Genomic DNA, 12,526 nt, shown 5'->3' with positions numbered 1-12,526 from the left:
TTCAGTCGCGGATTTTGACACTTCAGTCAGGTTTGATTTTTTGAGCGGTTCAAGCGCTTCAATTTTGGTTCAAATACAAGCCAACTATGAAGTCGATATTCTCTTTTTTGATTCTCTTCCTCTGGATCCAAAACCTTGGATTTGCCCAGACCATCCTTTCCGGAAAAGTCCTGGACGAAAAAAACCAGCCCCTTCCGGGCGTCAATGTTTTTCTCAAAGGAACTTTTGACGGAGCAAGTACAGACCAAAACGGTTCCTTCCAATTCGAAACCACCGAATCGGGTACACAGCTCCTAGCCTTCAGTATGTTGGGTTTTAAATCCCAAGAGGTGGTGGTTGAACTTTCTGCAAAAACCTTGGAAATCCCTTCTCTTATTCTTAAAGAAGAATTCAACGAACTGAATACCGTCACCATTTCCGCAGGAGCTATGGAAGCCTCGGATGAGAAAAAATCCGTGATCCTTCGTCCGATCGATATTGTGACCACTCCCTCCGCAATGGGTGATATAGTGGGAGCATTCCAGACCTTGCCCGGTACCTCTACCGTGGGCAATGACGGCCGCCTTTTTGTCCGCGGTGGAGATGCGAGCGAGGTCGGCATATTCATCGATGGTCTTCGCGTGGGAAATGCTTATGGCACCACGGCTGGAAATGTACCCACCCGCACCCGCTTCAATCCCAACTTATTCAAAGGAACCTTCTTTTCCACCGGTGGCTATTCAGCAGAATTCGGGCAGGCACTCTCTTCGGCATTAGCCCTAAACACAAAGGATCTAGCCAAGCGAAACCAAGGCGACCTGTCCATCATGTCGGTGGGAGGAGGCTATTCCCACACCTTGGCTAATGACAAACGAAGTATCACCATAAGCGGAAATATTTTTGATCTCAAACCCTATCAGGCGATCATCAAGCAGGATTTCGATTGGGAAAGAGCTCCTTTTGGAAGGGATTTAGAATTGGCTGCCCAGCAGAAAACGGCCAAAGGGGGCCTTTGGAAAGTGCTCGCACGTACTGAGGCAGGTGGAATGCAACTCTGGCAACCCCAACCCGGTGAATCTTCACGGGGGATGCTCATCCACCTGAAAAACACCTATTCGTACGCCCAAACCAACTGGAGAAACGGCTATGAAAACGGATGGTCACTTTTTGGGGGGATTTCTTACTCTCAAAACAAAGACGTCCTGAGTCTCGGGGGCTTAGACTTAGAGCGAAAAAGTCAACTCACTCATGCCAAATGGACGGCAGGCTATGATTTTTCCGATCGCCTTTCGGTAAAAAACGGGGTAGAATACTTCCGAAACGAATATTCTGAAGTCCTGACCAAAGAAAATCTGGAACGGACTTTCGAAGAAAATCAAGGATATCTCTTCACCGAATGGGACTGGTATCTCAGCCGAAAATTGGTGCTGAGATCCGGATTGCGAGCGGGAGTTTCTACCCTTGCGAATGAAAAATGGCTCGATCCCCGCACTTCTCTGGCCTACAAAATCTCCGAAAACGGAACACTTTCGCTTGCCGCTGGAAGATTTCATCAACTACCCGAAGAAAGATTCAGAGTGTTGAATCCGAACCTGAAAAACACCGAATCCAAGCATTTGCTCCTGAACTACCTCTACCAAAAAGAGGGGAAAACCTTCCGGGCAGAAGCCTTTCACAAGTCATACGATCAATTGGTCCGATTTGAGGAAAATCTCCAAAACCCACAAAATGTCCGAAATGAAGGCGAGGGTTTTGCCCGTGGATTTGATGTCTTTTTTCGCGACCGCGAAAGTCTGAAAAACACCGACTACTGGATCACCTACAGCTTTGTGTACAGCAAGCGCAGCTATTTCCAATACACCGGACAGGTCCAACCTGACTTTGCGCCTAAGCATAACCTCAGCGTGGTGGTCAAGCACTTTGTGCCCAATCTGAAATCACAGCTGGGCCTGTCTTGGTCATTCAATGACGGTCTGAGCTATACTGACCCGAATCAGCCCGGTGAAATGAACTCCAAAACCGGTTCCTTCCAAAACCTCAGCCTCAGTTGGAGCTATCTGCCCCGACCCAATCTGATCATTCATGGAGCCGTCACCAATGTCACCGGCCACCAAAACATCTTCGGCTACCAGTTTGCCCAAGCGCCTAATGAACAAGGAAGATTTGAATCCATACCCTTAGGCCAAGGAGCTCCACGATTCCTTTTCCTCGGAATTTTCTTCACCATTTCTAAAGACAAAAACGCAAATAATTTAAACAACCTCTAAATCTTACAACACCATGAAAAAGTCTCTTTTTACCCTTGCCTTGGCATTTGCCTTCGTTTTTTCCGCTTTTGCCAATGATCCTGCCTACGAATCGGCCATGAAAAAACAGATTCAAGCCATGAAAACCATTCAAAATCCGGAACAATCTCAAGCCGTGGCCAACGGATTCCTGAGAATTGCAGAGGTGAAAAACACCGAATGGCTTCCGTTGTATTATGCAGCCTATTTAAAGACCATTGCTGCTTTTCGCTTTGAGGTCAATAAGGATCAATACTTCGATCAAGCCATGGAACTGGCAAAAAAAGCCGAGAAAATAGCTCCCAACCATTCAGAAATCACCGCATTGCAGGGTTTTATCACCATGGGAAAGCTTTCTGTAGATCCCATGAGCAGAGGTCAGGAACTCAGCGGTCAAGCCATGCAGTTGTTTGGAAAAGCGATTGCCTTGGATCGGGAAAATCCCCGAGCGGTCACCATGATGGCTCAAATGGAACAGGGAATGGCGCAGTTTTTTGGTCAAGGGCCGGAAAAAGCTTGTGGATTAGCCAGAACAGGACTGGAGCTCTTTGCCAAAGAAGAAGCAAAAGTGACCGAAGATTACCTTCTCCCAACTTGGGGGAAACGCGAAGCCGAGCAGGTAGCCGGCGCGTGCAAGTAATGCCCGATTTGAAGACTAAACCAACACCCTCCACTGAGAGAAACCTCGGTGGAGGTCGAAAATCCGAAACTTGTGCTGAGTACTTGTACTGAGCTTGTCAAAGTATGTCGAAGCATTCGAAGTCTCAAATCCGAAATCCTCAGCTTTTTCCTAACTTCCTGCCATGACCCAATCCGCCACAGACTGCCAAAACGAAAAAGACATTTGGAGAGACCTCAAGAAATTTCTGTTGATCAATCTGGCAATAGCCTTGATCCTTCAGGTGATTTTTTGCCCCATTTGTTTTTTCAGCTGGGAGGATTTGATCGGCTTATTACCTGATTTTATTTTTTCCTTTTGTGTATCGATGGCTTTGAGCTATGGGGGAAGTCGGGTAGAAGAATTTTGGGATTCGAGAGTCTCTTGGGTTCACGAGCCGGTAAAAAGACTTTTCGCGACCGTCTCCACCTATATGGTTTATGCTTTTGTGGCGAGCTTTATCATCGTGTTTTTATATGCTTGGATCGAGTGGAAATTTCCCGAAGATCAAATCCCTTGGCAAGGAATATTGAAGTTCACCTTTACCCCGATGACGATTGCCTTGGTATTCATGGCCATTTTCACCTCTCGGTCTTGGTTGATGGAATGGCGCAAGTCCGCCATCGAAGCTGAGCAACTTCGCTCCGAAAAGCTCGCCAGCCAGTACCAAAGCCTCAAAGACCAGCTCAATCCCCACTTCCTCTTCAATTCGCTCAATGCCCTTTCCAATCTAGTCTATGAGGATGCAGACCGATCAGCAGCTTTCATTCAGAAACTGAGCAAAATCTACCGCTACGTCCTCGATGTGCAGCAGGAAGAGTTAGTGGGATTGGATCGGGAATTGGAATTTGCCCAGAACTACCTCGAGCTTCAAAAGATCCGATTTGAAGAAAATCTCAACTTCAAGGTAGAGGTCCCGGATTGCAAAGGCTGTTATTTGCCTCCGCTTTCTCTTCAGCTTTTGCTCGAAAATGCCATCAAGCACAACATTGCTTCTCAGGAAAATGCGCTCTTCATTTCCATTCTCCAAAAAGGCGAGGAGCTTTGGGTAAGCAACACCTTTCAACCCAAAACCAGTCAAAATGAACCCTCCACGGGTGTGGGTCTGGAAAATATCCGATCGCGCTACCGAATTTTGAGTGATCGGATTCCGGAAATCTTCCAGACGGAACATGAATTTTTGGTCAAACTTCCACTCTTAAAGGTCAACTCATGAGGATTCTGATTATCGAAGACGAAAAACCTGCCGCCAACCGACTGGGCAAATTGCTACAGGTGCATTTTCCTGAGGCCGAGTTGATCGGAAATCTGGATACGGTCAGTCGTGCAGTCCGATGGTTCGAGGAAAACGCTACTCCCGACCTTATTTTCTGTGATATCCAGTTGGCTGACGGGATCAGCTTTGAGATTTTTGAAAAAGTAAACGTTTCGAGCCCGGTTGTTTTCACCACTGCATTTGATCAATACGCCATTCGGGCCTTCCAAGTCAATGCAATAGATTACCTCCTTAAGCCCATCGATCCAAAAGATTTGGAAAGGGCTATGGAAAAATTCAGGTCTCGAAGCATTCAACCTAGCTTGGATTTAAACCTGCTAAAATCCCTGATCCAGCCTCAGGCAAAATCGTACAAAAGCCGGTTTTTGGTTCGTTTTGGAGAAAAAATCCAAAGCGTTCCCATGGAGGAAATCGCGTTTTTCTTCAGTGAGGAGCGGGTTACCTTTATCCAAACTCATACAGGCAAAAAGTATGTCCTCGACTCCACACTGGAGCAAGTCGAATCTCAAGTGGACCCTTCGATATTCTTTCGCCTTAATCGGAAATATCTAAGCCATGTGGATGCCATCGAGGAAGTGCTGACCTACTCCAATAGCCGATTGAAAGTTTTCCTTCGAAACTGTACAGACTCGGATATTTTGGTCAGTCGGGAAAAAGTAACGGAGCTGAAAAATTGGCTAGATCGGTAGGTGTTAAATTTTCTATCCATTGCAGCGAAAAGTCTGATCTTCCCGTTTTTACCTGGATTAAAACCCTCATTTTATGAAGCTTTTCTTGCTCAAACTTCCCATTCTGTTCGGCTTTATTGTAGCTGCATGCGGAACTCAGGATTCTGTGAACCTGCCAGTATCGGATTCAGCGGAATCCTATCAGAGATTGGCAGAGGCTCCGGCCACTGAACAACCCGCCCCTACGGCAGAATTTACCGAGCGAAAAATCATCCGCGAGGGCGATATCTATTTTGAATGCAAGGACATACAAGAAACCGATGCTTTTCTCAAAGCGGAAGTCAAAGCAGCCAAAGGCTTTATCTCCAACGAATCGGAAAACAGCTACGGAGAGCGCACAGAAAAACGCCTGACCATCCGCATTCCCTCCGATCAGTTGGATCCTTTGCTGGAAAAAATTCAATCCCATGCGGTCCGAATCGAAAATTCGAACATCCGAAGCGAAGACGTCACCGAGCAATTTATCGATGTAGAAGCCCGGCTCAAGACCAAAAAAGAACTCGAAAACCGCTACACCGAGCTGCTCAAACAAGCCAAAAATGTGCAGGAAATTCTTGGACTGGAGCGGGAACTCGCCAATGTCCGGGGAGAGATCGAATCCATGCAAGGTCGGCTCAATTACCTCAGCAACCGGGTTTCACTGAGCACCTTGAATGTGTCTTTTTTTGTGGAAAAGGATAAAGAATTTGGCTTTTTCGGCAAAGCCATCGACAGCCTGAAAAATGGATGGACCAATCTCCAGTGGTTCTTTATTTTCGTGCTCAATCTTTGGCCCTTCGTCCTGATTTTTGGCGGATTGTTGGTTTGGTTGCTAAAAAGAAAGAAGACCCCACCACCGCCAATGAAGTAAGTTCAATAGCAAAATATCTGAAGTTAGCTTCAATATTGATTGGCGGCTGCGATTAATTGCTGAGAAATTTTCTTTCTAAGACTTTCCGGTGAAATCACTTTAACCTGGTCACCAAAAGAAATAATCAATCTTTCCAACTCAAAATTGGGAATCACCTCAATCACAACCTCAAGGCCTTCTGGTAGTTGCCTGTGTTTTTGTGTGGGATGAAGAGGTTTTGTAATCACATAGGGAGCGACATCAGAAGAAAATAAAAGAGCAATTTTCTCAAGACTTATACCTTCCGGCCGAGTGACTCCAATGATATCAAAAAAATACTCATCCCAATCCCTTTCGGACTTTTCATACTTCAAGTTTGTTTCGGAAAGTGCCTCAATTCGATCTAGCGCAAGGTTCCAATTTGAAATCTCCTTATCAGCATTAAGTCCAAATGCAAACCAGCGCTCATTATACTGCTTAAGATAGTAAGGATGGAAAGTCAACTTATAGGATTCTTGACTTTTAAAGTCTCTATAGCTGATAATCAGGACTCTTTCGTTGATAATCGCGTTAAAAATCGGAGCAATAAAATGAAGCCCTTTGAGATCAAAGTTGGATTGAAAGCTGATGACTTCCTTTTTTCTATCAACTAATCCAAATTTGGATTCAAGCCTCGGGATCATCTCATTCACCCATTCAAACTGAGGAGTTCCGGAAAATCGGGAGAAAATTTGAAGTGCGGACTTTATTTGTTCCGCCTCCATATTATTCAACGGCTGATTGTTAATCGAAAAAGATAAGTCTTCGTATCGGTAGAAAAGTTTTCTATCAAAGGGATATCTTCCAAGGGGGATAGCCCAGCCCTGCTCGCTTTCCATGAATTTGATATCATAGTAAAGTTGCCTCCTTTGTATTCCCTCACTTTCTGGGTCAAACTCTGACAATGCCTTATTGCATTCCTCCAGCAAATCCTCCCAAAAATACATTCGGCCTGGATTTCTGAAGCATTTATCTAATGCCTGATACCGAATTAGCGCATGTTTTGTAATTCCCATTTTGCTGTGCAGATGTACTGCACACAAGGTACTGTAATTTGTACTCATGGAAAAGACCTGCAGAAAAACTGAACTCCAAATGCTTGGAAGAGATCAAGTGAATAATCCCAAATCCCTGACTAAATCAGTTCCTTGTGACCGTTGCGGCGGAACCGGACATCTTCCTCAATTCAACCATGTGGAAGGCGGTATCTGCTTTAAATGCAGAGGAGGGAAACAAATCACACGTATTTCTCTACTATTTTGATAGGTGCAGGTCTACTGCACAGCAGATTTATTACTTTGCATCATTAGTTCTTTGAAACACCTGCCTAAGGTATTGATTCGTGGGTGCTGGTCCCGAGTAATCGGGACATGATCGGCATCTTTTCCCGGCCCAAAGTCGGGATGAATGTCCCTCGGGCATTATTGAAGCGTTTTGCCTCCTCTCGGGGATGTGAAGCTTTTGGTTGATTCTGTATAAAAAGTTCTTTATGAATTTATTGATAAAGAATATACAAAGATTCATTTCCATACAAATAGAGTATCAGGCAGGTGTTTTCAAAGTCCTTAACATTTTTAAAATGAAAATCGAACAAGTACACATCGATCAAATCCGTAAACAATTTGCTGGGCTTCAAACCAAAGAAGACTTGGCAAAACTTTTAAGCTTCGCTGATATCGTGCTTTATGGTGAAGCAAGAAAACCAGTTCGATTAAAGGCATTGACCTATTATGCCAATCCTGCGCTGTGCAAAAAAAGGTATCAAACCTTTATCATCAAGAAAAAGTCAGGTGCAGACAGGACGATCCATGCCCCCGTAAAAGGATTGAAATCCCTCCTTCAGTCCTTAAACTTGGTTTTGCAATGTATTCATGAACCCCATGAGGCGGCAACAGGCTTTGTTTTGGAAAAGTCAATCGTAGACAATGCCAAAAAGCATGTGGGACACCACTATGTACTGAATATCGATTTGAAGGATTTTTTTCATTCGTTTGATTTGTATCGGGTAAAATTTGGCTTACTCAATGAAGTCTGGGGAATAAAAACCATCAGTAAATTCCGGAAAGAAAATGGCGCGTCCTTTCAAAAAATGGATGAACTCGCCTTTTTAATGGCAAGCCTCTGTACCCATTCTTTTGAAATAGATGGTGAACTCAAGACAGTACTTCCACAAGGCAGTCCTACTTCTCCAACTATGACCAATATCCTTTGCAAGAAACTTGATCGCAGGCTTACCGGTCTTGCCAATCGATTTGGCGCCACCTATACCCGCTATGCGGACGACATTACATTTTCGTCGCCTCACAACATTTATGAAGAAGTAGAAAACCCTGTGTTGAATCAAAAGGGGGCATACGATGACTTTCTATCCGAATTGAAGCGCCTGATTAAGGAAGAGAAACTAACGATCAATCCAAAGAAAACCCGGTTGCAAAAAGCGGGGTATCGTCAGGAGGCCACCGGCTTGATCGTCAATGACAAGGTAAATGTGCGTAGGAGGTATGTGAAGCAAATCCGGATGTACTTGAATTTTTGGGAAAAGTATGGGTATGAAAAGGCAGAACAGATTTTTAAGAGGGATTACCTTCATGATAGAGGCAATGTAAAGTTGTTGAAGGAAGGAAAGCTAAAAGTCAATTTTCCAAAGATGAAAGACGTGCTAGGTGGCAAATTAGAGTTTTTGAAGATGGTGAAAGGGGTTGAGGACAATACTTATCTATCATTGAAGGACAGATTGAATAATCTGAATACCACTATTGTCCAAAACCCGATACCAAAATCAGTAGATTTAAATTCTGTTTTGGAAGTATTCACTAGAAAAGGATTAATGGAAGCGATGGAATTATTTAAGAAATGTAAATGATATGGCAGCAAATAAAGAACACTTAAAACTTCTTCTAGAGTTTATTTCCAAAATCCTTGAGGAGGAAGGTAATGAGTGGTTTCATGATGAGCTTGCTATACTATTCTCTAAAAAGTTCAAATCAGAAAAAGATACAGGAATAAAGCTTTCAGCGGTTACAATCAAGGAATTGGGGTCAATTGAAAAATATCTTGATGAAGGACTTATCCCAATAATTGACTATAGTAATATTTATGATGAGAGAGTAAAATTTCAGTTAGAAAGAGATGCTATAGAAATGGGAAAGTGTAGATTGAGTGATTTCTCAGGTTCTATCTCCTTTGAAAAGTTTTGTAAATATGCACATTTTCAGTCAGAAGAGTTAATTAATTTTTATTTTTTCAAATCTTCAAATGGAGATGTTGAAAAAGTAAAAACAGATATAACTAATTACTCTGAAATTACATTTGAACAATTAATTAAATCGAATAGCATATCAAGTATTCCACATTATATGAAGCTTTGGGCTTTATCCAATAAAATTAATCTATTAACTGAATATAACTTTACTCTAGGAAATATCGCAAAGGTTAGGAACTTAGAAATTCACCGTGACAGCAATACCAAAGTCGATGAAAAGCTTTTACGATTTATAAAAACAGAAAATTATAATCAAGTCTATGAGGCTCTTGTTCATTTGAAGAATAAAATCGCTGAAGCATTAAACTATACAAATACACCGCATAGATAAATTAACCCTCGCATGAACAAACAACCCCCATGACCCCCTCCCAAAACTTCTTCTCCGACATCCATTCCATTATTTCCCAAGCTCGCCAAAATGCAGTTCGCTCGGTAAATTTTGAGCGGGTGGTCATGTATTGGAAGATCGGGCAGCGGATCTTTGAAGAGGAACAAAACGGGGAACAGCGAGCCGAGTATGGTTCTTTTTTAATAAAAACATTGGCCGAGGCACTGGAACCGGAGTTTGGTACCGGATTCTCCGCACGGCAGCTTGAGCGGTTTAGGCAGTTTTACCGCACCTTTCCAATTGCGTCCGCACTGCGGACGGAATTCAGCTGGACGCATTACAAGCTTATGCTATCCATTGACAATGAAGACAAACGGGCTTTTTACGAAGCTGAGTCCATTCATAATCTGTGGAATGCCCGAGAATTGGAACGGCAGATTAACAGCCAACTCTACGAACGTCTCCTGCTAAGCAACGATAAAAAAGCGGTCTTGGCTGTAGCCAAAAAAGAACGACTACCCGAAAAAGCAGAGCACATCATCAAAGACCCCATGGTATTGGAGTTTCTCGGACTGAAGCAAGAATCCAATTATTACGAGCAAGATTTGGAAAGCGCCATCATTTCGCACCTACAGGAATTTTTGTTGGAATTGGGTAATGGTTTTGCTTTCGTGGCTCGTCAGAAGCGGATTCACCTCGATGGAGACGATTTTTTCATTGACTTGGTATTTTACAATCGTCTTCTTCAGTGCTTTGTATTGATTGAAATCAAGACACATAAACTCACCCATCAGGATATGGGACAGCTTCAGATGTATGTCAATTACTATGACCGGGTAGAAAAGGCGGATTTTGAAAAACCTACCATCGGCATCTTATTGTGTGCAGACAAAAATAACACGGTAGTGAAATTTTCTCTTCCTGAAGACAATAAGCAGATTATAGCCTCCAAGTATGAGCTCTATTTGCCATCTGAAAAACAACTGCTTGAGGAACTCGAAAGAGAAATAAATAAAGAAAAAGACTAGTGCAGACTCAGTGCACAATTGAAGAACTCCTTTGCATAAAGAAAGAAGGAACATGAGCATTTTCAATTTTTACCAGCAATTACAGCTTACTTCGGATCAGCGGACTACCCTAGAAAGCATTGAATCATTTCTCAAAGGCGATGAAAAGGTATTTCTTTTGAAAGGCTATGCCGGAACAGGAAAAACCACTTTGGTAAAAGGAATTTGCCGCTACCTGGCCAGCATGCATTCCGACTTCAAGCTCATGGCACCCACAGGCAGGGCAGCGATGATTCTCTCCCAAAAAACCGGAATACAGGCATCGACGATACACCGAGGAATCTACAACATGGATCAAATCCTCGAAAAAGAAGAAGGTACCTCATTTAGATTCTATTATGGACTAAAATTGAATGAGGAAAGTACGCGCTGTGTCTATTTGGTTGACGAAGCATCGATGATTTCTGATGTTTTCAGTGATGACGAGTTTTTCACCTTCGGTTCTGGTTGCTTGCTTAAAGACTTGATAAATTATTCGTTGATCGGAGATACACAGCGGAAAGTAATTTTTGTGGGTGATGAAGCTCAGCTACCACCGGTGAATATGAACTTTTCGCCAGCTCTGGACAGTCACTACATTTCCGATAACTACCATTGTAACGTAAAAGAAACCACTCTTAGCGAGGTAGTGCGTCAGGCTAAAGATAGTGGAGTGCTAGAGTCAGCAACACGGATTCGAAATGCAATTGCAAAAAATATTTTCAACTCGTTTGAAATAAATTATACTCAGGCAGATACCCACAAATTATTGCCAGAAGCCTTCTTGGAACATTATGCATCAGTAGCTAAAAAAGGAGGAGTTGAGCAAACGGTGGTAATTACGCATTCCAACCGACTGGCTTTAGAATACAATCAACAAATACGGTCACTTCGATACAACACCACCTCACCACAGATTCAGAGAAAGGATTGGTTGATTATTACCAAAAACAACTACAATGGACCTGTCGAGCTGTTTAACGGCATGTTTGTAACTGTCTTGGAAGTGGGCGGTATTTCTTATGAGGCCAAACCCCGATTCATCGTAGAAGGTGGACGAACCATAGAGAGAAAACTTGTTTTTCGGGATGTTTTGATTGAAGTAGGTGAGGTAAATGGCACTAAGCATCAGCTGAATACAACTATTCTCGACAACTTCCTGAATGCGGAAGAAAGCAGACTGCATCCGTATGATCAGCGAGCTTTATACATTGAATTCAAAGAGCGGATGCGTAAACTGAAAATTAATCCCGGTTCAAATGAATTCAGAAAAGCACTCAAGAATGATCGGTATTTCAACGTGCTACAAGCTAAATACGGGTATGCCATTACCTGTCACAAATCCCAGGGCGGGGAGTGGGAAAATGTCTTTGTAGATTTCAAAGTGTTTATGGGTAAGTTTTCCAAAAGCTTTTTCCGATGGGCTTACACCGCAGTGACAAGAAGTAATCAACGGTTATTTTGTATAGATGCTCCGCATTACAATGCGCTTAGCCACTATGTGGTTAGAGATATTGAAAAAATTGCAAATGTTATGGCAGGATCGGTGTACTTCCCAAAGAAGGAAAATGATCCCAAGTATTTTGTTCAGCACAGGAAAAACAGGCTACAAGAAATCTGCTCCAAGGAAGGGATAAGTATAGAATTTAAAGAGCCCAATTACCAACTGGAAATCACTTTTCAACATTCAGAAAATAAAGGCAAAGTACAGTTGTGGTTTTCGGACAGCGGATTTACAAAGTCAACATGGCATGAATTCACCAATGAAGAATTTAAAAGTTTGATTAAGTCGGTATTGATAGAGTCCTTATTGCCCACTGAAATTCCATTTGAGCCAAAATTTGAATTTCAAAAAGCCCTACATGCTTATTTTTTGGAACTATTGGCAGAGGAAAATATTCCAGTCACAAATATCATCCAAAACCAATGGAATGATCAGTATTTTCTGCAAACAGAAGCCAATTGCGCTATGGTGGAATTTGTATTCAACGGCAAACATCAGTATTCATTTGCAAGGCCTCGGTCTACGGATGGGTCAGCTGATTTAAAGCTGCTTTCAGTAGTAAATAAGCTCAGAGGAATAAGCTAAATTA

At 42.8% G+C, this 12,526-nt stretch carries 10 protein-coding genes; 9 read left to right on the top strand and 1 reads right to left on the bottom strand.

Annotation, left to right across the window (positions count from 1 at the left end; translation table 11 throughout):
- The first annotated feature begins 86 nt into the window (after positions 1-86).
- The 5 genes from CLV31_RS03570 (at position 87) to CLV31_RS03550 (ending at position 5,776) form a co-directional block, all read left to right on the top strand.
- Positions 87-2,246 carry a TonB-dependent receptor gene (locus CLV31_RS03570; RefSeq protein WP_111391498.1) on the top strand — a complete coding sequence of 720 codons (2,160 nt, stop codon included), beginning with the start codon at positions 87-89 and terminating at the stop codon, positions 2,244-2,246.
- Between the two features lie 13 nt (positions 2,247-2,259).
- A complete protein-coding gene (locus CLV31_RS03565; protein WP_111391497.1) occupies positions 2,260-2,904 on the top strand; it encodes a hypothetical protein in 645 nt (214 codons plus the stop codon).
- A 163-nt stretch (positions 2,905-3,067) separates the two neighbouring features.
- Positions 3,068-4,138, top strand: coding sequence for a sensor histidine kinase (locus CLV31_RS03560; protein ID WP_111391496.1), 1,071 nt, complete (start codon positions 3,068-3,070; stop codon positions 4,136-4,138).
- Positions 4,135-4,887: a LytR/AlgR family response regulator transcription factor gene (locus tag CLV31_RS03555; protein ID WP_111391495.1), complete on the top strand. Its 753-nt coding sequence runs from the start codon at positions 4,135-4,137 to the stop codon at positions 4,885-4,887. Before CLV31_RS03560 ends, CLV31_RS03555 begins: the two co-directional genes overlap by 4 nt.
- Positions 4,888-4,960: 73 nt before the next feature.
- Complete coding sequence (locus tag CLV31_RS03550) at positions 4,961-5,776, top strand: DUF4349 domain-containing protein (protein ID WP_111391494.1); 816 nt, start codon at positions 4,961-4,963, stop codon at positions 5,774-5,776.
- Between the two features lie 29 nt (positions 5,777-5,805).
- Here the strand turns inward: CLV31_RS03550 and CLV31_RS03545 are convergent, their stop codons facing one another.
- On the bottom strand, positions 5,806-6,741 hold the full coding sequence (locus CLV31_RS03545; protein WP_245943312.1) for a helix-turn-helix transcriptional regulator: 936 nt from the start codon (positions 6,739-6,741) through the stop codon (positions 5,806-5,808).
- A gap of 632 nt (positions 6,742-7,373) precedes the next feature.
- Here CLV31_RS03545 and CLV31_RS03535 point away from each other — a divergent pair.
- Genes CLV31_RS03535 through CLV31_RS03520 form a run of 4 tightly spaced genes read left to right on the top strand, consistent with a single transcriptional unit; the run spans position 7,374 to position 12,522 of the window.
- Complete coding sequence (locus CLV31_RS03535) at positions 7,374-8,657, top strand: reverse transcriptase family protein (RefSeq protein WP_111391665.1); 1,284 nt, start codon at positions 7,374-7,376, stop codon at positions 8,655-8,657.
- Between the two features lies 1 nt (position 8,658).
- Entirely contained in the window at positions 8,659-9,387 is a 729-nt protein-coding gene (locus tag CLV31_RS03530) for a hypothetical protein (protein WP_111391492.1), read from the top strand.
- A gap of 29 nt (positions 9,388-9,416) precedes the next feature.
- Positions 9,417-10,415: a PDDEXK nuclease domain-containing protein gene (locus CLV31_RS03525; RefSeq protein WP_111391491.1), complete on the top strand. Its 999-nt coding sequence runs from the start codon at positions 9,417-9,419 to the stop codon at positions 10,413-10,415.
- Positions 10,416-10,467: 52 nt separating this feature from the next.
- On the top strand, positions 10,468-12,522 hold the full coding sequence (locus CLV31_RS03520) for an ATP-dependent DNA helicase (protein WP_111391490.1): 2,055 nt from the start codon (positions 10,468-10,470) through the stop codon (positions 12,520-12,522).
- The last annotated feature ends 4 nt before the right edge of the window (positions 12,523-12,526 follow it).

The sequence above is a fragment of the Algoriphagus aquaeductus genome (assembly GCF_003253485.1).
GTDB lineage: Bacteria > Bacteroidota > Bacteroidia > Cytophagales > Cyclobacteriaceae > Algoriphagus > Algoriphagus aquaeductus.
The sequence above is the reverse complement of the archived record's forward strand: the minus strand, read 5'-3'. Positions and strand labels throughout refer to the sequence as shown.

Coding starts and splice junctions, on each gene's coding strand:
- CLV31_RS03560 (WP_111391496.1), top strand. CDS start 3,068: ATGACCCAATCCGCCACAGACTGCCAAAACGAAAAAGACATTTGGAGA.
- CLV31_RS03550 (WP_111391494.1), top strand. CDS start 4,961: ATGAAGCTTTTCTTGCTCAAACTTCCCATTCTGTTCGGCTTTATTGTA.
- CLV31_RS03570 (WP_111391498.1), top strand. CDS start 87: ATGAAGTCGATATTCTCTTTTTTGATTCTCTTCCTCTGGATCCAAAAC.
- CLV31_RS03530 (WP_111391492.1), top strand. CDS start 8,659: ATGGCAGCAAATAAAGAACACTTAAAACTTCTTCTAGAGTTTATTTCC.
- CLV31_RS03545 (WP_245943312.1), bottom strand. CDS start 6,741: ATGTATTTTTGGGAGGATTTGCTGGAGGAATGCAATAAGGCATTGTCA.
- CLV31_RS03535 (WP_111391665.1), top strand. CDS start 7,374: ATGAAAATCGAACAAGTACACATCGATCAAATCCGTAAACAATTTGCT.
- CLV31_RS03525 (WP_111391491.1), top strand. CDS start 9,417: ATGACCCCCTCCCAAAACTTCTTCTCCGACATCCATTCCATTATTTCC.
- CLV31_RS03520 (WP_111391490.1), top strand. CDS start 10,468: ATGAGCATTTTCAATTTTTACCAGCAATTACAGCTTACTTCGGATCAG.
- CLV31_RS03555 (WP_111391495.1), top strand. CDS start 4,135: ATGAGGATTCTGATTATCGAAGACGAAAAACCTGCCGCCAACCGACTG.
- CLV31_RS03565 (WP_111391497.1), top strand. CDS start 2,260: ATGAAAAAGTCTCTTTTTACCCTTGCCTTGGCATTTGCCTTCGTTTTT.